Annotated in this window: 18 protein-coding genes; 7 read left to right on the top strand and 11 right to left on the bottom strand. The window is 69.9% G+C overall.

Going from position 1 to position 22,167, the window contains the following annotated elements:
• Nucleotides 1–4 precede the first annotated feature (4 nt).
• The 5 genes from ACFOY2_RS06010 to ACFOY2_RS05990 all read right to left on the bottom strand — a co-directional run bounded on the left by ACFOY2_RS06010 (nucleotide 5) and on the right by ACFOY2_RS05990 (nucleotide 4,875).
• A complete protein-coding gene (locus ACFOY2_RS06010) occupies nucleotides 5–1,006 on the bottom strand; it encodes a transketolase family protein (RefSeq protein WP_379526903.1) in 1,002 nt (333 codons plus the stop codon).
• On the bottom strand, nucleotides 1,003–1,875 hold the full coding sequence (locus ACFOY2_RS06005; RefSeq protein WP_379526902.1) for a transketolase: 873 nt from the start codon (nucleotides 1,873–1,875) through the stop codon (nucleotides 1,003–1,005). The genes ACFOY2_RS06010 and ACFOY2_RS06005 overlap by 4 nt, the downstream gene beginning before the upstream one ends.
• A complete protein-coding gene (locus ACFOY2_RS06000) occupies nucleotides 1,876–3,189 on the bottom strand; it encodes an MFS transporter (protein WP_379526901.1) in 1,314 nt (437 codons plus the stop codon).
• Complete coding sequence (locus tag ACFOY2_RS05995) at nucleotides 3,186–4,088, bottom strand: NAD(P)-dependent oxidoreductase (RefSeq protein WP_379526900.1); 903 nt, start codon at nucleotides 4,086–4,088, stop codon at nucleotides 3,186–3,188. Before ACFOY2_RS05995 ends, ACFOY2_RS06000 begins: the two co-directional genes overlap by 4 nt.
• Before the next feature lie 88 nt (nucleotides 4,089–4,176).
• Nucleotides 4,177–4,875: a FadR/GntR family transcriptional regulator gene (locus ACFOY2_RS05990; RefSeq protein WP_379526899.1), complete on the bottom strand. Its 699-nt coding sequence runs from the start codon at nucleotides 4,873–4,875 to the stop codon at nucleotides 4,177–4,179.
• 352 nt (nucleotides 4,876–5,227) lie between these two features.
• Here ACFOY2_RS05990 and ACFOY2_RS05985 point away from each other — a divergent pair, with 352 nt between their 5' ends.
• The gene (locus ACFOY2_RS05985) at nucleotides 5,228–7,339 is read left to right on the top strand and encodes an ATP-binding protein (protein WP_379526898.1); all 2,112 of its coding nucleotides are present in this window, start codon (nucleotides 5,228–5,230) and stop codon (nucleotides 7,337–7,339) included.
• 1 nt (nucleotide 7,340) lies between these two features.
• Here the strand turns inward: ACFOY2_RS05985 and ACFOY2_RS05980 are convergent, their stop codons facing one another.
• Nucleotides 7,341–8,261, bottom strand: coding sequence for a terpene synthase family protein (locus ACFOY2_RS05980; protein WP_379526897.1), 921 nt, complete (start codon nucleotides 8,259–8,261; stop codon nucleotides 7,341–7,343).
• A 192-nt stretch (nucleotides 8,262–8,453) separates the two neighbouring features.
• A complete protein-coding gene (locus ACFOY2_RS05975) occupies nucleotides 8,454–8,798 on the bottom strand; it encodes an ankyrin repeat domain-containing protein (protein ID WP_379526896.1) in 345 nt (114 codons plus the stop codon).
• A gap of 95 nt (nucleotides 8,799–8,893) precedes the next feature.
• Here ACFOY2_RS05975 and ACFOY2_RS05970 point away from each other — a divergent pair, with 95 nt between their 5' ends.
• Nucleotides 8,894–9,793 carry a proteasome assembly chaperone family protein gene (locus ACFOY2_RS05970; RefSeq protein WP_379526895.1) on the top strand — a complete coding sequence of 300 codons (900 nt, stop codon included), beginning with the start codon at nucleotides 8,894–8,896 and terminating at the stop codon, nucleotides 9,791–9,793.
• A gap of 181 nt (nucleotides 9,794–9,974) precedes the next feature.
• Nucleotides 9,975–11,015 carry a Gfo/Idh/MocA family protein gene (locus tag ACFOY2_RS05965; RefSeq protein ID WP_379526894.1) on the top strand — a complete coding sequence of 347 codons (1,041 nt, stop codon included), beginning with the start codon at nucleotides 9,975–9,977 and terminating at the stop codon, nucleotides 11,013–11,015.
• Nucleotides 11,016–11,017: 2 nt separating this feature from the next.
• Here ACFOY2_RS05965 and ACFOY2_RS05960 read toward each other — a convergent pair whose 3' ends face one another.
• On the bottom strand, nucleotides 11,018–11,800 hold the full coding sequence (locus ACFOY2_RS05960) for a tyrosine-protein phosphatase (RefSeq protein ID WP_379526893.1): 783 nt from the start codon (nucleotides 11,798–11,800) through the stop codon (nucleotides 11,018–11,020).
• 73 nt (nucleotides 11,801–11,873) lie between these two features.
• Between ACFOY2_RS05960 and ACFOY2_RS05955 the strand changes: the two genes are divergently transcribed.
• Nucleotides 11,874–12,791: a hypothetical protein gene (locus tag ACFOY2_RS05955; RefSeq protein ID WP_379526892.1), complete on the top strand. Its 918-nt coding sequence runs from the start codon at nucleotides 11,874–11,876 to the stop codon at nucleotides 12,789–12,791.
• On the opposite strand, the gene ACFOY2_RS05950 is transcribed toward ACFOY2_RS05955, so the two are convergent.
• Nucleotides 12,772–15,198, bottom strand: coding sequence for an ATP-binding protein (locus tag ACFOY2_RS05950; protein WP_379526891.1), 2,427 nt, complete (start codon nucleotides 15,196–15,198; stop codon nucleotides 12,772–12,774). The two genes, ACFOY2_RS05955 and ACFOY2_RS05950, sit on opposite strands and share 20 nt — an antisense overlap.
• 165 nt (nucleotides 15,199–15,363) lie before the next feature.
• Complete coding sequence (locus tag ACFOY2_RS05945; RefSeq protein ID WP_379526890.1) at nucleotides 15,364–17,460, bottom strand: M6 family metalloprotease domain-containing protein; 2,097 nt, start codon at nucleotides 17,458–17,460, stop codon at nucleotides 15,364–15,366.
• Between the two features lie 105 nt (nucleotides 17,461–17,565).
• Between ACFOY2_RS05945 and ACFOY2_RS05940 the strand changes: the two genes are divergently transcribed.
• Together ACFOY2_RS05940 and ACFOY2_RS05935 are read left to right on the top strand one after the other, a co-directional pair.
• Entirely contained in the window at nucleotides 17,566–18,711 is a 1,146-nt protein-coding gene (locus ACFOY2_RS05940) for a PucR family transcriptional regulator (protein ID WP_379526889.1), read from the top strand.
• Nucleotides 18,712–18,783: 72 nt separating this feature from the next.
• Nucleotides 18,784–19,803, top strand: a complete 1,020-nt coding sequence (locus ACFOY2_RS05935) for an amidohydrolase family protein (protein ID WP_379526888.1) — start codon at nucleotides 18,784–18,786, stop codon at nucleotides 19,801–19,803.
• Between the two features lie 100 nt (nucleotides 19,804–19,903).
• On the opposite strand, the gene ACFOY2_RS05930 is transcribed toward ACFOY2_RS05935, so the two are convergent.
• Entirely contained in the window at nucleotides 19,904–20,323 is a 420-nt protein-coding gene (locus ACFOY2_RS05930) for a MarR family winged helix-turn-helix transcriptional regulator (RefSeq protein WP_379526887.1), read from the bottom strand.
• Nucleotides 20,324–20,393: 70 nt separating this feature from the next.
• Between ACFOY2_RS05930 and ACFOY2_RS05925 the strand changes: the two genes are divergently transcribed.
• Entirely contained in the window at nucleotides 20,394–22,127 is a 1,734-nt protein-coding gene (locus ACFOY2_RS05925; RefSeq protein WP_379526886.1) for an ABC transporter ATP-binding protein, read from the top strand.
• The last annotated feature ends 40 nt before the right edge of the window (nucleotides 22,128–22,167 follow it).

Genomic DNA, 22,167 nt, shown 5'->3' with positions numbered 1-22,167 from the left:
ACTTTTAGCCCAATGCGGCGAGCACCTTCTCCACCACCCGGTCGGTGGCCAGCCCATACCGGTCGTGCAGCGTCGGCAGCGCCCCGGCGGCCAGGAACTCGTCGGGCAGCGCCACGGGCAGCACGCGTCGCCCGAGCCCGGCCCTGACCACGGCGGAGGCGACGGTCTCGAACAGGCCGCCGATCACGGTGTGGTTCTCCAGCGTGACGGCCAGCCGGTCGGTGTCGATCTGCGCCACGACGGTCTCGGCGTCGAACGGCTTGATCGTCGGGGTGTGCACGACCGCGACGTCCACGTTGTGCCCGGCCAGCTTCTCGGCGGCCTGCAGGGCGCGCATCGTCATCAGCCCGCTGGAGACGAAGACGACGTCGCGCCCCTCGCGCAGCACCGACGCCTTGCCGAGCCGGAAGGTGTAGTCGTACTCGTCGAGGACCGTGGGCACCTTGCCGCGCAGCAGCCGCAGGTAGGTGGGGCCGTCGTGCGCGGCCAGCTGCGGGACGGCCTGCTCGATGTCGACGGAGTCGCAGGGGTCGACGATGGTCAGGTTCGGCATCCCGCGGAAGATGGCGATGTCCTCGGTGGCCTGGTGGCTGGGCCCGTATCCGGTGGTCAGGCCGGGCAGGCCGCCGACGATGTTGACGTTGAGGTTGGGCTCGGCGGCGTCCAGGCACAGGAAGTCGTAGGCCCGGCGGGCGGCGAAGACGCTGTAGGTGGAGGCGAAGGGCACGAGCCCGACCTCCGCCATGCCGGCCGCCGCCCCGAACAGCAACTGCTCGGCCATTCCCATCTGGAAGAACCGGTCCGGGTGGGCCTCGGCGAACACCTGCATGTCGGTGTATTTGCCGAGGTCGGCCGTCAGCCCGACCACGCGGTCGTCCCGCTCGGCCAGCGCGGCCAGGGCGTGCCCGAACGGCGCGGAGGCCGTGCGCTGGCCGGGGTCGGCGAACGAGGCGATCATCGCCGAGGTGGTGAGCCGCTTGGGCGCCGTGGTCGTCACGGTCGTCACGAGTCTCCTTCCGCGAGCTGGCGCCGGCACAGCTCCCATTCGTCGGGGTCGATGCGCATGAAGTGCGCCTTCTCTCTCGTCTCGAGCAGGGGCACGCCCCGGCCGATCCTGGTGTCGCAGAGCACGACGGACGGCCGTCCGGCCGGAGCGGCCTGCTCGGCCGCGGCGTCGAAGGCCGCCAGCAGGGCCTCGACGTCGTTGCCGTCCACCCGCTGGGTGAACCAGCCCGCGGCGGCCCACTTGTCTTCGGCCGGCTCGATGCGCATGACGGTGTCGGTCTTCCCGTCGGCCTGCAGCGCGTTCATGTCGACCATGGCCGTCAGGTGCCCGAGCCGGTGGTGGGCCGCGCCCATGGCGGACTCCCAGGTCGAGCCCTCGTCGAGCTCGCCGTCGGACAGGAACGTGAACACCCGCGCGTCCGAGCCCTGGTGCCGCAGGCCCAGCGCCATGCCGACGGCCACGGTGAGGCCGTGGCCCAGCGAGCCGCCGGAGATCTCCATGCCGGGCGTGTAGGAGGCCATGCCGGACATCGGCAGCCGGGAGCCGTCGGAGCCGTAGGTTTCGAGCTCTTCGACGGGGATGGTGCCGGCCTCGGCCAGCGCGGCGTAGAGCGCGATGGCGTAGTGGCCGGTGGAGAGCAGGAAGCGGTCGCGCTCCGGCCAGTGCTCGTCATCCGGGCGCAGGCGGAGCTGGTCGACGTAGGCGACGGCGAGCATGTCGGCCACGCCGAGCGCCTGGCCGACGTACCCCTGGCCCTGCACCTCTCCCATGTTGAGCACGTGCAGGCGCATGCGGCGGGCCGCCGCGCGGACGGCCGCGGCGCGGGTGGCGGGGTCGGCGGGGGGCCGACGTTCGTGCAGGACGGTCACTCAGATCCCTTCCTTCAGTCCGGCGACGACAGGCGGTGTTGGGGAGGCGAGACGGGCCGGCGCGGTCTCGGGCACGAATGAGGCGGCCACCGTCGAGATCACGCCGAGCGCCATGAACAGCAGGGCGGGGCCAACCCAGCCCATGACTCCATACAGGGCGGTGGCCACGAACGGCAGCAGGCCGGCGACGACCGAGGCCCCGTTGTAGCCCAGCGAGATGCCCGACGAGCGCACCTCGCGCGAGAACTGCTCGGAGAACCACGAGGATTCCACGGCGAAGATCGGGTCGTGGCTGAAGAGCAGCCCGAGCGCGACGGCGACCACGACGGCGATGCCCGCCCCGGTGTTGACCAGCAGGAACATCGGCACCCCGAACACGATCGTGAAGATCGAGCCGATGAGGAACACCGGTTTGCGCCCGATGCGGTCGGACAGCGCCCCGAAGGCCAGGTGACTGACCAGGCCGAGCGCGGAGCCGACCATGGTGCCGATGAGCACGTTCTCCTTGTCGGTCAGCGAGGCGAGGACGACGTAGCTCAGCAGGAAGCTGGTGGTGACGTAGTAGCCGCCGGTCTCGGCCAGCCGCAGCGCGATGATGCGGACGATGATCCGCCAGTCACGGCGCATCACTTCGAGCGCCGGGGTCTTGAGGATCTCGTTGCCGGACTTCATCTCCGTGAACTCGGGCGACTCGGCGATCCGCATCCGGATGAACATGCCGGCCGCGACCATGACCACCGAGGCCAGGAACGGCGCCCGCCAGACCCAGTCGCCCTCGAACATCGCCTCCGACAAAAGGAACGCTCCATTGGCGAGCAGCAGCCCGGCCGGGATGCCGATCTGCGGCACCGCGCCGAAGAAGCCACGGCGGCGTTCCGGCGCGTGTTCGACGGCCATGAGCACCGCGCCGCCCCACTCGGCGCCGAACCCGATGCCCTGCACGATCCGCAGCAGGATCAGCAGCACGGGGGCGATCACGCCGGCGTCCTCGTATGTGGGCAGCACGCCGACCAGGACGGTCGCGACGCCCATCACGGTCAGCGACCACATCAGGACCTTCTTGCGTCCCAGCCGGTCGCCGTAGTGGCCGGCCAGATAGCCGCCCAGCGGCCTGAAGAGGAAGCCGACGGCGAGGGTCGCGAACGAGGCCAGCACGCCGACGAGGGCGTCGCCGGTGTGGAAGAAGACGGCGCCGAAGTAGGCGGCGGAGGCGGTGCCGTAGATGAAGAAGTCGTAGCTCTCGACGGCGGTGCCCACCATCGAGGCGAAGGAGACTTTCGCGGGGTTGTCCCGACGCGCGGCGGCGGCAGTCATGGACGCTCTCCTTGGGGCAATGTGGAACGTTCTAGGTAGGTGTCGATGACGCGGGAGTCGTCGCGCCCGCTCAGCCCGGCGTCGGCGGCTCTGAGGTAGCGCTCGCGGGCGGCGTCGAGCAGCGGGGTGTCGGCCCCGGAGGCGCGGGCGGCCTCGGCGACCAGCCCCGAGTCCTTGACGAAGATCCCGATGCTGCTGGTCACCTCCACGTCGGTGCCCAGCAGCATGCGGGGGCCTCGGTCGGAGAGCATCCACGAGCCCGCGGCGCCCTGCTCCACCAGCGCCAGCACCGCGCCCTTGTCCAGCCCGAGCCGTTCGGCCAGGGCGAGCGCCTCGGCGGCGGCGACGATGTGGACCGAGCACAGGTGCTGGTTGACGACCTTGATGGCCTGCCCGTCGCCCAGCCGTTCACCGACCGTGCGGACGGCGCCGAAGCGCTCCAGGACGGGCCTGGCTGCCTCGACGTCGGCGGCGGGTCCCGCGGCGAACAGGGTCAGTTCGCCGGTGCGGGCCCTGGCCACGCCGCCGGTGACGGGGACGTCCAGGACGATCGCGCCGGCCTCGGCCAGCCGGGCGCCCTGCTCGCGGACCGCGTCGGGGCCGACGGTGCTCATGACGATCCAGCGCTGCCCGGCCACATGCCCGGTCAGCGCCTCGGTGACCAGCGTGGCGAGTTGGTCGGGCGTGGCGACCATGACGACGACGTACGGAACGCCGGGCGCCTGCTCCATGGCCGCGGACAGGCTGGGGACGACCCGCAGGCCCGCCTGCGCGCCGCGCTCGACGGCGGCGGGCAGCGGGTCGACGCCGAGGGTCGCGACGCCCGCGGCGGTGAGCCGGCCGGCCATCGGCAGGCCGATGGCTCCGGTCCCGACAAATATGACGGATATATCGCCCATTACTGTCCTTAGTGGTTTTGGGGCTGTTCGACCGGCGAAGCGGGCCGAACGTGGGGGCCGTACGGAGACGCCCAGAGGACGGGCCGCGCTACGGTCGGGCGACCAGCGAGGACCAGACCGAGAAGTGCCGGCTCATCGCGGCACGCGCGCCTTCGGCGTCACGCTCGCCGATCGCCTCCACGATGCCGTAGTGCACGGTGTCCAATGCCCGGCTCTGACCGGGTGCGAGGCCCGAACGCTCGATTGCCAGCCGGCGGCGTTCGGCGATCTCGCTGCGCAGCGCGTGGCTCAGCCCGTCGTGCAGGTTGGTGAAGATCGGGTTGTCGACGATGGCGAACAGCCGGCGGTGGAACTCCATGTCCGCCTCGGCCGCCCGCTGGTCGTCACCCTGCGCGCTGGCCTGCACCATCTCATCGACCAGCCGGCGCAGATCGTCGACGTCGTCGGCGGTGGCCCGCCGCGCCGCCGCCTCGGCGACCGACAGCTCCAGCATCTCCCGCGCGGTGCGGAACTGGATCGTGTCGAGGTGGCCGAGTTCGCGGGACAGCTCGAAGTACAGCCGCAGGAAGGTGGCGTCGGGCACCTGGAGATAGGAGCCGCGCCCCTGGGTGCGGTCGACGAAGCCGAGCATCTCCAGCATGGACAGTTGCTCGCGCAACGTGCCGCGGCTGATGTCGAGCGACTCGACGAGCTCCCGCTCGGTCGGCAGCCGCAACCGGCCCGTACCCGGCTCGGGAATCGCCTCCGCGGCCAGCCTCTGCGCGAGGTAGGAGAGGTCCACACCCATCGCGACACCTCCTCAACGGCAATTGGTTGAACCAATGTGACAGACGTTAAGGGCTGGAAACAGGCATGTCAACGATTGGTTTAACCTTTTTAACCGTCACAGGGGCGACGCTCAGCCCCAGTGCGGGGGCCGGTTGTCGAGGAGGAAGGCGTCCTGGTCGCGTTCGTCGCGCCAGTCGCCCCACCCCAGGTCGGTGTCGTCGGCGGTCTGCTCAGGTAGAAAATCTTCCACGATAGACATGCTATCCGGAGGGACAAATCCGTACCCGGCGTCTCCTCAGCTCCACGGACAGGCCGGGAACACGGCGGTACGATGCGAAGGCAGGTGTCGCCCATCCCCCGTGAGGCTGCCCATGGCCACTCCGTCAGGCCGGTGGAGAGAAGGCAATCTACCGACAGAGCTCACCAGCTTCGTCGGCCGGACACGGCTCCTGTCCAACCTGAAACGGCACCTGAGCGAGTCGCGTCTGGTGACCGTCACCGGCATCGGCGGCGTGGGCAAGTCGCGCACCGTGCTGCGACTGGCGCACCAGGTGCGCTCCCACTATCCCGACGGCGTCTGGTTCGCCGATCTGGCCCGCTTACAGGACGCGGGCATGGTCAAACACACCATCTCCTCGGCGCTCGGCATCGCCGACCAGTCCTCGCGCACGGAGTCGGAGTCGCTGTCGGAGTGGGTGGGCGAGCGCGACATGCTGCTCATCATCGACACCTGCGAGCACCTGGTGCAGGGCTGCGCCGAGCTGGTGCACGAGCTGCTGGAGGCCGCGCCCAACCTGAAGGTGCTGGCCACCTCGCGGCAGTCGCTGCAACTGCCGTACGAGCACGTGATGCCGGTGCCGCCGCTGCAGGTGCCGGGCGACGACCCGGCCGAGAGCCTGTTCACCAACGAGTCCGTCCAGCTGTTCGCGGCCAGGGCGGGGGCCAGCGTGCCCGATTTCGTGCTCGACGAGACCAACATCGGCCCCGTCGCCGAGCTCTGCCGCAGGCTCGACGGCATCCCACTGGCGATCGAACTGGCGGCGGTGCGGCTGCGCGCCCTGTCGGTGGAGCAGATCCTGGGCCTGCTGGCCGACCGGTTCAGCCTGCTGGCCGGCGCCAGCCGCACCGCGCTGCCGCGCCACCAGACGCTGCGCGCGGCCATCGGCTGGAGCCACGAGCTGTGCGATCCCGCGGAGAGGCTGCTGTGGGCGCGGCTGTCGGTGTTCGCCAAAGACTTCGAACTGGACGCGGCCAGGTTCGTCTGCTCGGACGGGCGACTGCCGTCCGAAGACATCACCGACCTGGTCACCGGGCTGGTCGAGAAGTCGATCCTGCTGATCAGGAGCGACCACGCCGGCGTCCGCTACAAGCTGATCGACACCCTCGCGGAGTACGGCGAGGAGTGGCTGGACAAGCTCGGGCAGACCGAGCAGATGCGCCAGCGGCACCTGGAGTACTACCTGAGCCTGGCCCAGCGCAGCGAGGACGCCTGGTCAGGGCCGCGCCAGATCTACTGGTTCGTCCGCATGCGGCAGGAGCACGACAACGTGCGGGTGGCGCTGGACTACGCGCTCAGGTCGCCGGGCAAGGAAGTGCTGGCGCTGACCCTGCTGTCGTCGTTGTGGTTCATGTGGATCTGCTGCGGGTTCGTCCGCGAGGGACGGCTGTACCTGGAGCGGGCGCTGGAGGCCAATCCCGCTCTGAGCAAGGAGCGCTGCAAGGCCCTGTGGGTGCTCTCGTACGTGCGCAGCGCCCAGGGTGACAGCGCGGGAGCCCAGGTCACGGCCGAGACCTGCAGCAACGAGGCGATCAAGGTCGGCGACTCCCGGGCGGTGATCCTGGCCTCCAAGATGCAGGGCACGGCGGCGCTGCTCCAGGACGACATGCAGAAGGCCAGCGCGCTGCTGGGCGTGGCGATCGAGTTCAACACCGACAACAAGGAGCTCAACCCCGGCCTGCTGCCCGCGATCGTCGAGTTGTCGCTGGTGCTGTCGGCGCAGGGCGAGCTCTTCGAGGCCGAGTCGCTGCTTCAGGACTGCCTGCAGGTGTGCAGGGAGCGCGGGGAGCTGTGGGTCAGCTCGTACGCGCAGTGGGCGATGTCGCTGACCAAGCTGGCGACGGGACGCCCCGACGAGGCGCTGCAGAGCGCCAGGGAGGGCCTGCGGATCAAGCGCCACTTCCACGACACGCTGGGCACCCTGCTGGTGCTGGAGACGCTGGCGCGGATCTTCGTGACACTCGACCGGTTGCCGCTGGCGGCCCGGCTGCTCGGCGCGCTGCACCAGAACTGGCGCGCTGCCGGCCTGCCGCAGATGGGCGCGCCGTTCCTGACCGAGGACCACAACGCGTGCGTGCGCGACTGCGCGCGGCGCATGGGCGAGCTGGCTTACAAGAACGCGTTCGAGGACGGGCATCAGCTCGATCTCGACGAGGCGTCCGAGCTCGCGCTGGATAGCGACTCGGACGCCCCTGACGAGAGCTGACTCAGCCCGCCTGCGGCCAGTGGGTGTCCTGCGGCCAGGCGCCTATGTAACGGGCGCTGGCGAGCGAGAACGCGATGTGTCCCCGCACCCAGTGTTCGAGGCCCCGTATGTATTTCCTGACCGGGAGCGTGGCCCAGTGTTCGACGGCCGCGCGCCTTTCGAGGAAGGCGGCGATCGCCTGGTTGTGCATCAGTGACACCTCGCGCAGGGCGTCCTGCAGCGAGAGGGCCTTGTGCGTGGCCAGCACCGTGACAAGGTTGTGCCTGGCTTTGTCATTGCTGCGCTCCTTGGCGTAGGAGAGCAGGTCGTTGTCCCAGCCGATGAGGTCGCACGCCAGGTCGGAAAGGGTGCGCACATCGGGATGGTGCCACTCCTCCGCCTCCAGCCGGTAGCCTCCGCCCGCGTCGATGAGCGCGAAGCACGTGTAGGTGGCTCCGGTGATGCGCCGCATCAGGACGTAGTCCTCAGGGGTGGGGATGAGGTCCGCCTCCCTGTTGGCGGCCTCCCAGATCTGGGCGAACAGGTACTCCTTCACCGTGGTCCGCCACCTGTCCACCTGCGCGGGAGTGGCGGCTTCCGAGATCCGGTGGAGGAGTTCGTTGAGGGCCAGGCCGAAGGGGTCGTCGTCGTCCGGCACTCTGCGGCCGTCGAGGATCTCGAGGAGCGGCGGCAGGGCGCGGGCCAGAGCAGAGGCCCGGTGTCCCATCAGCTCGCCCTCGCAGAACGCGTCGTCGAACGCGAAGAGCCAGTTGTACCAGTCGTTGATCAGCCGGAGGCTGTCGCGCGGCACGGTGGGATTGGTCCGTGCCGCGAGCAGGCCGATCTTTGAGCGCCGGAAGTGCTCGATCGTCTCGGCGCCGTTGAGCATTGTTGAGGCGGCCAGCCATGCGTGGCTCTCCGCGTCGACCTCCGTGGCATGCACGTTGATCTCGTCGGGGAACGGACACGGCAGCGGAGGGATGTGGAGCGGTCGCCTACTGAAGGAGTGCGCAGAAGTAACCACGCCATCCAGCATGACGATGGACCATTCGAAAGGCCACACTCGGCAACTTCGAGGTCTTTAACGCTTATTTCATACTATGAATCACTTTGCGTGAACCACCGGATAAACTGGTCATTCGCAAACATTCATACCGTGTCGCACACGGACGGCGCTCCGGCGTTCGGATCGGCACCCGGCGTCGAGCAACGCTCTGACCACGGCGGACTCCTTCTTGAACACCGCGCACGCGAGCGGTTTCTTGCCACGCTCGTTGACCCGGTGGAGATCGGCCCCAAATGTGACAAGCATTCGTAGAGTGTCGGCGTGACCGTAATAAGCCGCCGGCATCAGCAAAGTGTCACCTTCGGCGTTGGCCAGATCGGCCGGGACCCCCGCTCGCGATGGTTCGGTGCCGCCCGCCCTGGCCAGGTCGAACATCCTGGACTCGGACGCCTCGATCTCCGGCTCCCCGACCATACGTCCCATTGTTCCTCGATAGGGTGCCGTGCACGGAATCGTTCCGACGCGCCGTAGGTTCTGGTGAAGAGTACCTAGGGAAAGGCTGTCCAACCGTGTTCGACCCGAAGGATCTCTACCAGCTCGCAGACGATGCGCCCGAGCTGACCGATCCGGTGTTGCTGTACTACTTCGACGGTTTCGTCGACGCCGGGGGTGCCGGACGCCTCGCGGTAGGCCACCTGCTGGCCGAGCTGGAGCACCGGGTCGTGGCGACGTTCGACGTGGACCGGCTGCTCGACTACCGGTCACGACGGCCCATCATGACCTTCGACACCGACCGATGGGTCGAATGTGAAAGCCCCGAACTGATCGTGCACGTCGCGAAGGACTCGACGGGGACACCGTTCCTGATTCTGAGCGGGCCCGAGCCCGACAGGGAATGGGAGCTGTTCACCAAGGCTGTCGCCGCGCTGGCCCAGGGGTTCGGCGTGGGCAAGCTGGTGACGGCGCACGGCATCCCGATGGCCGTCCCGCACACCCGGCCGCTGGGCATCACCATGCACGCCAGCAGGCCCGAGCTGATCAACTCACAGACGAGCGCGTTCGGACGCGTCCAGGTCCCGGGGAGCATGGCCGCGCTGCTGGAACTGCGGCTCGGCGCGCAGGGCCACGACGCGCTCGGGTACGCGGTGCACGTGCCGCACTACCTCTCGCAGGCCGAGTACCCGACCGCCGCCATCGCCGCCCTGGAGGCGGTGACGAGAGGCACGGGGCTGGTGTTCCCGATGGACACGCTGCGCGAGGCGGCCGGCCGCACGACGACGGAGATCGAGGAGCAGATCCAGGCCTCCACCGAACTGTCCACCGCCATCACGGGGCTGGAACAGCAGTACGACGCCTTCGCGGGCGGCACGGAGCGCGAGAACCTGATGGCGGAAACCACCCCGATGCCCACCGGCGACGAACTCGCCGCCCAGTTCGAGCGCTTCCTCGCCGAGCGCGATGACGAGTGATTCTTCACGAAAAACCCCACATCCATCTTGTACGGCTTCGCCTCCCCACCCGCCACCCCCGCACTTCGGCTGAGGGCCCTCCAGGAAAACGGCCTCTGAGCCCTTCAGTGGCGGGGCGCCGTTACGTGCGCCCTGTTGGCCTGTTAAGTGGTTTCTTCGTGGGCCGGGATAGCCTGGGCCGATGAGTGATATCCGGGTTGGTCTTGTTGGATACGGGCCTGCTGGGGCGTTCTTTCATGCGCCGCTGATCCATGCCACCCCGGGGCTGGTGTTGGCCGCTGTTGTGACCCGTGATTCCGGGCGGCGGGCCGAGGTTGAGGCGAAGTATGGGGTGCGGGCTGTTTCCGACGTGGAAGAGCTCTGGCGTCTTTGTGATCTCGTGGTTGTGGCCTCGCCCAACAGGACCCATGTGAGCACGGCCGCTGCCGCGCTTGCCCAGGGGTTGCCCGTCGTTGTGGACAAGCCGCTGGCCAGGACCGCCGAGGAGGGGCGGGAGTTGTCGCGGCTGGCCGAGGAGCGCGGGGTGATGTTGACCGTCTTCCACAACAGGAGGTGGGATGGCGACTTCCGCACCTTGCGGAGGCTGGTCGGTGAGGGGCGTCTGGGTGAGGTGAGGCGGCTGGAGTCGCGGTTCGAGCGGTGGCGGCCGGTGCCGAAGGGCGGCTGGCGGGAGAGCGGCGGCGAGGAGGAGGTCGGCGGCCTGCTCTACGACCTGGGAACCCATCTCGTCGACCAGGCCGTCCAGCTTCTGGGGCCGGTGCGGGAGGTCTACTGCGAGAGCGACGTCCGGCGGGCGGGGGTGGGCTCGGACGACGACACGTTCGTCGCGCTGACCCATGCGGGCGGCGCCCGGTCGCACCTGTGGGCCGGCGCGGTGGCCCCGCTGCCGGGCCCGAGGTTCCGGGTGCTGGGGTCGGAGGCGGGGTTCGTGAAGTACGGGATGGACGTGCAGGAGGAGCGGCTGCGGGCCGGGATGTCACCCGATGCGCCCGGGTTCGGGGACGACGAGCAGGAGCGCTGGGGCGTGCTCGGCACCGTGGACGATCAGCGGGCGGTGCTGACGGAGCCGGGGTCGTACCTGGACTTCTATCGGGGCGTGGTGGCGGCGCTGCGGGATGGCGCGGCGCCGCCCGTGGATCCGCAGAGCGCGATCGACGTGCTGACCGTCATCGAGGCGGCCAGGTTGTCGGCGGCCCAGCGGATCGTGGTGCACCTGGGCTGAGCTCAGTCACGCAGGCGGGCGCGCATGGCGGCGGTGTCGGCGTCCGTCCAGCCGTGGCGTCCCAGCCACTCCAGCGGGCCGCCGAAGCGCACGTCCAGGACGCCGAGGAACTGCTCGATGTAGCGGGCGCGGGGCCGGTGGTCGTCGGCGGGCCGTGCGTCGAGGTCGTCGCGGTAGGTGGCGCTGCCGCGCAGCCGCTTGAGTATCAGCTCAAGGCGTTCGCCCGTGGCGACGTAGTCATCGACTATCGCCTCCCGGGTCGCGCCGGCCAGTTCCAGCGCCAGCGCCGACAGCACGCCGGTGCGATCCTTGCCGGCCGCGCAGTGCACCAGCGAGGCGCCGTCGTTCATGGCCATGGCGCGCAGCGCGGCGACCACCGAGTCGGGCCGGTCGCGCAGGTAGCCGAAGTAGAAGCCGCTCACGCGGAGCTCTTCGTCCAGCACGCGTTCGGCCCACGGCAGCACCCGGTCGCCGTCGATGGTGTCGGCCTCGACATCGGTGTGCCTGCCTCCTTCGGCGAACAGCGTCAGGTGGTGGTGGCGCACCTCGGGCACCTGCGTCAGCGGGCCCGGGCCCTCCAGCGACACCTCGGCGTTCGATCGGAGATCTACGACATGGCGCAGGTTCAGCTCGTTCACCAGCAGGGCCACGTCCGCGGGGGTGAGTCCCTGCAGGTTGTCGGCGCGGAAGATGCGGCCGCTGAGAGTGTGACCGCCGTCACTCGTGGGGAGCCCGCCCAGGTCACGCGCGTTGACCGCGCCTTCCAGATCGATCCATCTCGTCATCTCTGTCATTATCTCGACCCTATATGTCCCTCAAAGATGAGCGAATGCGACCTTCATAACGCAGCATGAACGTATGGATCCACGAGCGCTGCCTCCCCGGCTGGTGATCGACCCATCGCTGCCCCCGGCGATCTCAGCCGAGCTACGGTCGCATCTGCACATACTCCGTATGGCTCGCTCCGGCAGACGCATGGACACCACGCACAACCCCGCCATACTCCTCATACTCCCGGGCTTCCTGCTGGTACTCGCCGTCGTGGCCGGATCGCCCCTCCTCATGACCGCCGGCGTGGGCATCGGGTTGATCGTCCTGTTCCGATGGATGGCGCTGGACAGCACCTATCGAACGACCAGGCGAAGACTGCGCCTGGCCCAGGCCCACGCGCAGCAGTACATCCTCCCCGAGGAGCTGGACTATCCCTGCCAGATGTTGCTGCGCAGGGCCCAGAACGCGGTCGAGGCCATCCTGCGCTCCCGCGTCCACCACGCCGGGCTGATCGACACCATCGACAACCAGGTGTCGCTGCCCGAGGAGGTCTGGCAGATCGCCCAGCGGCTGCGGCGGTTGTCGTCCATGCACGCCGAGCAAGGCAAGATCATCCCGCGTGACCTGCCGACCGGCATGGAGGACGCGTTCAAGCCGTACACGAGCGCGCTCGACGCCGCCTGGACGTCGCTGACCAGGCGCGTGCGCCATCTGGAGAAGTACGCCAAGCAGGTGCTCAAGGCCGACAAGGTCTTCCACACGCACACGCGACTGGAGGCGCTGGCCGCCAAGACGCCCGAGTACCAGGAGCTGCTCGCCGACACCGTCAGGGACGACCTGGCCCACGGCCACATCAGGGAGCTGGCCGACCAGGCGGCGCACGTGCGCAAGTTGTTCGAGGAGAGCATCCTGCAGGCCAGGCAGACGGCAGGCGAACTGCTCAGAGCCCCGATCGGCCCCGATGACATGAGCGGGCCGCCCGCCGTCAGGCCGCCGCGCGTCTGAGGAGCTCCAGGGTTCTGCGCATGCCGGCCTCATTCCCGAGGCTGCGGTAGATGTCCCTGGCCTGCTCCAGCGGTCCGACGGCGGCCCCGCGTCCGCCCGCCTCCAGGTGCGCCTCCCCGAGGTAGCGCAAGCTCAGCGCCATCCACCAGCGGTCCTCCAGCGCCTCGAACGCCTGCACCGCCCGTCGCAGCTCCTGCTCCGACTCCTCGATCCGCCCCAGACGCGCCAGCGCCCGCCCCGCGGAGACGGCGGTGCGGGCCACGCCCCAGGAGTCGCCGAGCGCGACCAGGATCTCCTCGGCCCGCCGGACGAAGTCCAGCTCGCGCAGCCCGTTGTCGGGATCTCCGACCTCGCCCGCGGCGCGCAGGCAGCGGGCCTCCTCCCACAGCTCGCCCCGCTGCCTGAACATCTCGGCGGCCCGGTCGAGGCTGAAGCCCGCCCTGGTGAACAGGTTGGCCGCCAGCCGGTGGTCGCCGGTGCGGTAGTCGCCTCTGGCCTGGGCCGCCAGCACCTCGCCGTAGACGCGCAGCGTCTGGGCCTCGGAGTAGCGGTTGCCCTCGCGTTTGAAGATCTCCAGCGCGTCCTCAAGGAGCTCCCTGGCCTCTTCTGGACGCCGCTCGGCCATGCGCATCTCGGCCAGGTTGCGCTGGGTGCGGGCCATCCACCACAGGTCGTCCTCGCCCTTGAACCCGGTGATGGCCCCGATCAGGTAGTCCTGTGCCCGGTCGAGGTGGCCGTCGCTGAACAGCGTCATCCCGATCGTGCGCATCGCCCTGGCCGCCCACCACGACTCGCCCAGTTCGGTGAAGATCTCCAGCGCCTGCTCGGCCTCCCCCAGCGCCCGCTCGCGCAGCCCGAGTCCGCCGTGCACGGAGGCGCTGTCGAGCAGCGCGATGGCCAGCGCCCGCCGGTCGCCCGTCTGTGAGGCGGCCTCGCGGCCGATCTCGGCCACGGCGGACCAGTCGGACCAGTACGCGCGCAGCGAGTGGCACAACGAGCAGAACGCCCTGGCCAGCCCCCACGTCAGCTCCCACAGCCGGAGCTGGCGGGCCAGGTAGATCATGGCGAGGAGCGTGAGCCGCTCGGCGTTGAGCCAGTCACCGGCCCTGAGCTGGCCGTCGGCGCTGGCGCGGCGGCCGCCTCTGCTCCAGTCCTGCGGCCAGCGGTTCTGGGCCGCATCCTCGGCGCGGCGGCGGTAGCCGTGGAGCACCCGTTCGATCGCGGCGCGTCGCCGCTCTGCCTCGTCCCGCTCGGCCAGCTCGGCCGCGAACACCCTGACCAGGTCGTGCAGGCGGTAGCGCATCGTGCCGGTCTGGTCGGTGCCCGAGCACTCGGCGAGCTGGGCGTCGATGAGGGCTTCGAGCTGGTCGGCGCCGTCGAGCCCGGAGATGTCGAGCAGTTCGCCGGCCACCCAGCCGGGCACGTCGGCCGAGGGCAGCGCGCTGAGCAGCCGCAGCAGGCGGCGCTGCATCCCCGTGCAGTCGTCGTAGCTGAGCTGGACCGAGGCCCGCACGCTCTTGTCGACGGTCTGGGCGACTTCGAGCTGGTCGAGACGGCGGCGCGTGTCGGCCAGCCGGCCGGCCATCTCGCGCAGCGTCCACTGCTCGCGGGTGGCGAGCCGGCCGCCGCAGATGTTGACGGCCAGCGGCAGGTAGTCGCAGAGCCGGACGATCTCCTTGGCGGCGTCGAGGTCGTCCACGATCCTGGCGCCGCCGGCCAGCCTGGCCAGCAGCTCCACGCCGTGCGCCTCGCTGAAGACGCCCAGCCGCGTGTCGTGCGTGCCGTTCAGGTACAGCGGCGCGCGCGAGGTGACCAGCACCGCGCAGCCCTGCTCGGCCGGGATCAGCGCTTTGACCTGGTCGGCGTCGTGGGCGTTGTCGAGGCCGATGAGGATCCTGCGGCCCTTGGTCCAGGTCAGCCAGAGCTTGCGCAACTCGTCCAGCCCGCCGGGGTCGGTGGTCAGGCGTACGTCCAGCGCGCGCAGGAACCCGATCAGGACCTCGTCGGGGCGTACCGGGGCGTCGACGCCGCCGCGCAGGTCGGCGTAGAGCCTGCCGTCGGGGAACCAGTCGGCGACCTCCTGCCCGAACCTGGTCATCAGCGCCGACTTGCCGACGCCGCCTCGGCCGTACACGGAGACCACGATCGGGGGCGAGAGGTCGGAGGGATTGCGGCGGGCGGAGAAGACCTCGCGCAGCTCGGCGAGCGGTTCCGCGCGCCCGGTGAAGTGCTCGGGCACGGGCGGCCACTGGTCGGGCGCGAGCGAGCCGGGGTCGGCGGGCAGCTCGCGCTGGGGCCGCGTGTCCGTGGTGGCCCAGGTGGTCAGCCCGACGAGGAGGGCCGCCGCCATGGTCACGCCGATCTTGGCGACGGGCGGGATCTCCCAATCCACGGACGCCGTCAGCACGCTCGCCGCGGCTGCCGCCAGACCCGCCGAAACGGGCGCGGCCCATCGAAGCTTTCGCCGTCGTTGTCGAGGTTTATCCGGTAGATCCCCTGTCAACGAACACCCCCTCGGGGTGATTCAAGCCGATGGGGTACGGCCCGCGCCAGCCGTACCCCACCGATCTCGCTAAATCGCGATCACATGACAGGTGGCGGTCACGGTCTTGCCCGGATCGCTCTCCGAGGTGGCGGTGAGCTTGACCTTGGCCAGCGGGTCCGCGCCGGGCTGGCGGACCGCGTTCACGCTCACGAACTCCTGCTTGCCGAAGGCGACGGAGGCCAGCGCGTTCGGGAGCCGGGCGGCCCAGCCCTTGCCCTGGACCTCGGCCTTGAGGCGGTAGACATCGGAGTTCAGGTAGGCGCTGACGTCCTGCGGGTGCTGCCCCTTGGCGGGGGCGGCCCTGCCCGTGTTGAACAGCGGGAACTTGCAGGTGGTGACGTCCTTCCCGGTGGGGATCCCGGCGGCGGGCAGCAGCCTGACGCCGCGCTTCTGCGGGCCCGCGCCGTCCAGCGAGCGGATCGAGACCGTGTAGGACAGCTCGCCGTCACGGTCGCGCTCCACGTCGGTGACGTAGAAGTGCAGGCGGTTGGCCTGGTCCACGTACTCGTACTCGCTGCCGGAGTCGGTGCCGGCGTGGAAGAGCGCGTCGGAGAGCTGGCGGTAGTCGCCGATCGTGATCGGCACCTCGGTCCCGTCGGGCAGCACGTAGTCGGTCATGCCGATGTCCTGCGGATTGGCGTCGATCACCCACTCGAACGGGGAGTTGTCCTGGTTCTTGGTCTTGGCCAGGAGCACGCCCGAGTCGGGGGTGAAGGAGTCGGAGCCCATGCGGTCCACGACCTCGACGGTGTAGTTGTCGTAGCCGCCGCCGTCGCACAGCGGGTCGCTCGCCTGGCAGGTGCTGAGGTCCTTGGTGTCGAAGGAGATGTTGACGCCGGACAGCTCGTTCTTGCCCGGCTGCACCGCACGGGCCAGAACCTTCGCCGTGACCAGGCCGGACTCGCCGAGAGCCGCCCGCGACAGGCGCAGGACGTTGCGCTCGTCGACCATGCCCAGCTTCATCTTGTTGCGGAGCATGTGCTGAGCACCCATGGACCCGCCCGAGGTCGGCGGGATCAGCCAGCGCGAGTGCGGGCCGCCCGGGCCGTTGAAGCTGCCTCGGCTGAGCATCTCCCAGATGCCGGTGTACGCCCGGCGCGGCGGCACCGCGTACGGGTTGTTGTAGTTGTCGGCGATGCCCATGATGTGGCTCAACTCGTGGGCGTAGACGGCCATGCCGGAGCTCTCGGCCTGGACCGAGTCGACACCGAAGCGGGCGTTGGGCCAGAAGGTGGAGCCGGCCTGCCAGGAGGTCCACTCGACGTAGCGGGTCTTGGACCAGTTGGGCAGCGCGGGGTCGGGCGGACCCCACTCGTCGGTCACGGCCTCCTTGTTCGGGAACTTCATCATCCCGAACTCCTGCCAGGTCGACGACTCGTCCTGGCCGGCGCTCAGGTAGAAGACGAAGTCGAACTGGCCGGCCGCCTCGTCGCCGACGTCGGCCACCCAGGCCGCGTTGCCGTCGGAGCGCAGGTTCTTGGTGCAGGTGTCGCCGGCGGGGCAGGCGTCACGCTGGTACTCCATGGCGTACTCGTGGTCCTTGCCCGGCATCGTGTAGGGGCCGAAGCCGGTCAGCTCCACGCCGATTCGTCCGCCGGAGTCCTCCATCCAGTATTCGTGGATGGTGTGGCCGCGGTTGAGCTGGTTCGGGGTGTTGAGGAAGTCCTGGTAGAACTTCGCCACCTGGTCACGCGGGATGTCGTGGGCCTCGGCGCTGGGGTTGGCGAAGATCGTCGAGCCCTTGCCCTGGGTGACCACGAACGGCTGGTTGGGGTAGTCGAGCAGCACGAGCGCGCCCTTGAAGGTGCGTTTCGAGCCCTTGACGGCAGGGTCGTTCCAGTTGGTGCCGGGCGGCTTCTTGTAGTCCGCCCACGTCATATGGTCGGGGTTCTTCCAGTTCTGCGGATCGATGGGCTGCAGGCCGCCGGGTGGGCGGGTGCGCAGCGCCTGGCCGTCGGCGGGTGCGTCCATCTGCCAGGGCTGCGTTCGCGGCCAGTGGTTCTGCCGCCACGGATATTCGAGGTCATCAGGGGGTGCTGCGGAAGCAGGGGTCGCCATCAGGCTCACCGGGATCAGCACGAGGGCCGCCAGCAAACCCTTCAGCAGCTTCTTCGGGGCAATCACGAATCGACGGTATAGACGTTATTGACGGAGATCACCGATCAGTTGTAGGGAAGACATGTAGTGATCCATCCGACAATTGTTGAAATATCCACGTAAGGGTGTGGTGTGGCGGATCTCCAGCGGATCGTCGACGAGCTCGCCGCCCGTCTCGGCCGTCCCCTCCTGCTTGAGGACCGGATGCAGCGCGTGGTGGCATACAGCGAGCAGAACGGCGCCATGGACGTCGTCCGCCGCGACTCGATCCTGCGCCGGCACACCACCCCCGAGGTCCGCCAGTGGCTGCGCGAGGCAGGCGTGCACGACGCGGCCGGCCCGCTGCGCACCCCGGGCGCGCCGCACCTGGGCCTGCTGCCGCGCCTCTGCGTCCCGGTACGCCACGCCGACGGGCTGCTCGGCTTCATGTGGTTCATCGATTCCGAGCCTGCCATGACCGGCGACCAGATCGCCGAGGCCGGGGCCGCCGCCCCCGGGCTCGCGCTGGCCCTGTTCCACGAGAGCCTGGCCAGCGGCCTGGCCTCGCACCGGGAACTGGAGGCGGTGACCGGGCTGCTGCTCGGCGAGCGGGAGGCGGCCACGCAGCTCATCGAGGCGGGCGCGTTCCCGCAGGGGCGGCCGGTGACGGTGCTGGTGGCCCGTCCGTCGGCCGCCGAACCCGACGAGGCGCTGCGGCTGGCGCTGGAACGCGGGCTGCTGACGCTGCGGCGGCGGCTGAGCGGGCACCACCCGCTGCACCTGGTCCGCTACGACCACGCCGTGCTGCTCACCGCGGGGCCGCCGGTCTCCGCCGACGAACTGCACCTGGCCATGCCGGTGCCGGTGACCGTCGGGGTCGGGCGCTCGCGGCCCGCTCTGACCGCCGCGGCGGAGTCGTACCGGGAGGCCAGGCACGCGGCCGAGGTGGCCGCGCGGGTGCCGGGACTCGGACGGACCGCGGAATGGGCCCGCCTGGGCGTCTACCGGATGCTCACCCATCTGCCCGACCAGGAGCTGCATCCGGGGCTCGAAGGGCTGCTGGCGGACGCGCAGCACCTGCCGCTGCTGGAGACGCTGGAGACGTACCTGGACCTGGCGGGGAGCGCGAGCGCCACGTCGCGGGCGCTGCGGCTGCACAGGACCTCGCTGTACTACCGGCTGCAACGGGTGGAGGAGCTGGCGCGCACCGACCTCAAGGACGGCGGCGAGCGGCTCGCGCTGCACCTGAGCCTGAAACTGGCCCGGCTCTCCGGGCGATACTTACCTAAAGATTCGTAGGGTTCGTCCAGATTGCGTACTGTCCTTGGCTCACGTTTAATGCCGTGAAGAGAAGATCCGACGGGAGAACCTATGCCTCCTGCAAAGCGTGCCCGTCCGGCTCTCGGCAGGCGCGCGCCCGCGCCCGTCGTGGTCCACTCCGCTCCGCTGGTGCTGCCCGTCAGCGCCGAGCCCATCCGCGACGGAGCCGTCGCCGTGCGCGGCGAACGGGTGCTGCGGGTGGGATCGCGGACCGACGTGCTCGCCTCAGGCCCGGTCGCCCACGAGGTGCGCTGGACGGGGATGATCGTGGCCGGGCTGGTCGACGCCCGCGCCTGCGTCCCCTCCCCCGGCGTGACGGCACGCGCGTACGTGGTCTCCGACCTGGCCGAGCCCTGCGGGGCGCCGGGCATCTCCTACGTCGAGGTGACCAGCGGCAACGAGGAGGAGTGGGAGGAACGCGAGCGGGACGCGGTCATCACCGCCATCCGCGAGGTCGATCGGCCGTACGCGGTCGGGATCGCGGCGAACACGCGGCACCCGCTGGTGCTGGAGGACGTGGCCGTGCTGGCCAGGACGTTCGGGCTGCGGCTGCTGGTGGACCTGGACCGGCACTCCCCCACTGCACTCGACGAGGCCGGGGTGCTGGGACCGCTGTGCCACGTCGCGTGCGCCCGGCCACTGGATCCCGGCGAGCGCAAGCTGCTCAGGCTGCGCGGGAGCGCGGTCGCCGTCTGCCCGTCGGGGCCCGCCTCGGCGGCCGACGTGCTGACGCTGCTGGACGAAGGCAACCACGTCGCCCTCGGCACGGGCTCGCCACCGGGCACGGAAAGCCTGCTCGCCATGGCAGGGGCCATCAGGCGCGGCGCCCGCGAACGCGGCCTGCGCACCAAAGGGCTCGACGGCCGGCTGGTGCGGGCCGCGACGATGGGCGGGGCCAGGGCGCTGGGCATGAACCGGGGCGCGGGGCGGATCGGGACGCTGGCCCCCGGCAGCCGGGCCGACTTCGCCGTCTTCGACGCCCGCGGGCGCTATCCGTACACGGCGCTGCTGGCCCAGCCGCCCTGCCTCGCAACAGTCGTCGGCGGCGCCGTCACGGAAACCGGAACCTAGCCCGCCACCACGGAAACTGGAACCTGGCCCGCCGTCACCCCGCCGGGCGTCGCCTGGCCCGTCATCGCCCCACCCGCCGTCAGCCCATCGCCGGGCGCTGTCACCGGAACTGGCCGTCCACCAGCGTCAGCAGCGCGCTGAGCTGTTCGCGCTGATCCTTCGACAGCACCGCGAACAGATCCTCGCCGGCCTCCACACGCGCCCCTCGCGCGCGGGCCGACAGCGTCCGCCCCTCGGGGGTGATCACGACCAGTGTGGAACGGCGGTTGGCCGGATCGACCTGTCTGCGCGCCAGCCCCGCCTCCTCCAGGGCGTCCACCACGGGCGTGAGCGAGCGCGGCACGATCCGCAGCTCGTCGGCGAGTTGCACCATCCGCAGCGGCCGGTCGGCGTCGGCCAGCGCCCGCAGCGCCCGCGCCTGCCCGGGATTGAGCCCGAGCGGCACCAGCCGACGCACATAACCGTGCCGCAACCGCCTGCTGACCAGGTGCAAGAGCTCGGCGAGCTCCTTCTCCTCCATGGCAACAAGTTTAGCCGGAACAATTATGAGCTAACCTCTGTTTGAGTGGACATCTGAAAGGAGCTCCCCCTTGGCGGACGAACCACGCGCGCCGCTCGGGCGCATCATCAAGCTGTTCACCCCCTACCGAGGCCGCCTGTCCCTCGTGGCCGTGCTCATCCTGGCCTCGTCGCTGGTGTCACTGGCCTCCCCGTTCCTGCTGCGCGAGGTGCTGGACGTGGCGATCCCCGCCCGGGACGCCGGCCTGCTGACGCTGCTGGCGCTGGGCATGATCGGCGTGGCGGTCACCACCAGCGTGTTCGACGTGCTGCAGACCCTGGTCTCCACGACCATGGGCCAGCGCGTGATGCACGACCTGCGCATCTCCGTCTACACCCACCTGCAGCGCATGTCGCTGGCGTTCTTCACCCGCACCAAGACCGGCGAGGTCCAGTCGCGCATCGCCAACGACATCGGCGGGATGCAGTCGGTGCTCACCACGACCGCCTCCTCCTTCATCTCCAACCTCACCACCGTGATCGCGACGATCGTGGCCATGGCCGCGCTCGAATGGCGGCTGACGCTGCTCTCGCTCGCCACGCTGCCGATCTTCGTGTGGATCAGCCGCAAGGTCGGCACAGAACGCAAGCGCATCACCTCCGAGCGGCAGCGCAAGCTGGCCACGATCTCCGCGATGGTCCAGGAGTCGCTGTCGATCAGCGGCATCCTGCTCGGCCGCACCATGGGCCGCTCCGCCGAAATGACCGAGCGCTTCGGCCGGGCCTCCGACGAGCTGGCCGACCTCGGCGTTCGCATGAGCATGGCCGGGCGCTGGCGGCAGTCGTCGATCCAGATCGTCATGGCCGCCATGCCCGCGATGATCTACTGGGCCGTCGGGCACACGGGCGCGATCTCCGTCGGGACGCTGGTGGCGTTCACGACATTGCAGACCAGCCTGTTCAGGCCGGCGGTCTCGCTGCTGCGGCTCGGGGTCGAGGTGCAGATCTCGCTCGCGCTGTTCGGGCGCATCTTCGAGTACCTGGACCTGCCGGTGGACATCCATCCCGGCACGCGCACCCTCGACGGCGTACGCGGCGAGGTCCGCTTCGAGAACGTCGACTTCTCCTACGACGGCTCCCCCACGCTGACCGGCGTGGACGTCACCGTGCCCCCGGGCGGCAGCCTGGCCATCGTCGGCGAGACGGGTTCGGGCAAGACCACGCTCAGCTACCTGCCTCCCAGGCTCTACGACGTCAACGACGGGCGGGTCACGATCGACGGGGTGGACGTTCGGGAACTGACGTTCGAGACGCTGAGCGAGGCGGTCGGCGTGGTGTCGCAGGAGACGTACCTGTTCCACGCCTCGATCGCCGAGAACCTGCGCTTCGCCAAGCCGTCGGCCACCGACGAGGAACTGGAGGCGGCGGCGCGGGCCGCGCGCATCCACGACCACATCGCCGCGCTCCCGGACGGCTTCGACACACTGGTGGGCGAGCGCGGCTACCGCTTCTCAGGGGGCGAGAAGCAGCGCCTGGCCATCGCCCGTACGCTGCTGCGCGACCCGCCGGTGCTGATCCTCGACGAGGCCACCAGCGCCCTGGACACGCAGACCGAGCGGGCCGTGCAGGAGGCGCTCGACGCGCTGGCGCGCGGCCGTACGACGATCACGATCGCCCACCGCCTGTCCACCGTCCGCGACGCCGACCAGATCATCGTGCTCGACCGCGGCAAGATCGTCGAACGCGGCACCCACGACGAACTGATGACCCTCGGCGGCCACTACGCGGCACTCGCCAACAGGGACGAACCACTCGAACTCGTGTGAACCCCTCGCAGGGACGCGACCTGACGCCGTGACAGATGGG

Source organism: Nonomuraea purpurea (assembly GCF_042650645.1).
GTDB classification, from domain to species: Bacteria; Actinomycetota; Actinomycetes; order Streptosporangiales; family Streptosporangiaceae; genus Nonomuraea; species Nonomuraea purpurea.
This window is presented reverse-complemented; position numbering and strand designations above follow the sequence as displayed.

Excerpts from the sequence above, each read along its gene's own strand:
- ACFOY2_RS06000 (WP_379526901.1), bottom strand. The coding sequence starts at position 3,189 with ATGACTGCCGCCGCCGCGCGTCGGGACAACCCCGCGAAAGTCTCCTTC.
- ACFOY2_RS05995 (WP_379526900.1), bottom strand. The coding sequence starts at position 4,088 with ATGGGCGATATATCCGTCATATTTGTCGGGACCGGAGCCATCGGCCTG.
- ACFOY2_RS05990 (WP_379526899.1), bottom strand. The coding sequence starts at position 4,875 with ATGGGTGTGGACCTCTCCTACCTCGCGCAGAGGCTGGCCGCGGAGGCG.
- ACFOY2_RS05985 (WP_379526898.1), top strand. The coding sequence starts at position 5,228 with ATGGCCACTCCGTCAGGCCGGTGGAGAGAAGGCAATCTACCGACAGAG.
- ACFOY2_RS05975 (WP_379526896.1), bottom strand. The coding sequence starts at position 8,798 with ATGGTCGGGGAGCCGGAGATCGAGGCGTCCGAGTCCAGGATGTTCGAC.
- ACFOY2_RS05965 (WP_379526894.1), top strand. The coding sequence starts at position 9,975 with ATGAGTGATATCCGGGTTGGTCTTGTTGGATACGGGCCTGCTGGGGCG.
- ACFOY2_RS05960 (WP_379526893.1), bottom strand. The coding sequence starts at position 11,800 with ATGACGAGATGGATCGATCTGGAAGGCGCGGTCAACGCGCGTGACCTG.
- ACFOY2_RS05955 (WP_379526892.1), top strand. The coding sequence starts at position 11,874 with ATGGATCCACGAGCGCTGCCTCCCCGGCTGGTGATCGACCCATCGCTG.
- ACFOY2_RS05935 (WP_379526888.1), top strand. The coding sequence starts at position 18,784 with ATGCCTCCTGCAAAGCGTGCCCGTCCGGCTCTCGGCAGGCGCGCGCCC.
- ACFOY2_RS05930 (WP_379526887.1), bottom strand. The coding sequence starts at position 20,323 with ATGGAGGAGAAGGAGCTCGCCGAGCTCTTGCACCTGGTCAGCAGGCGG.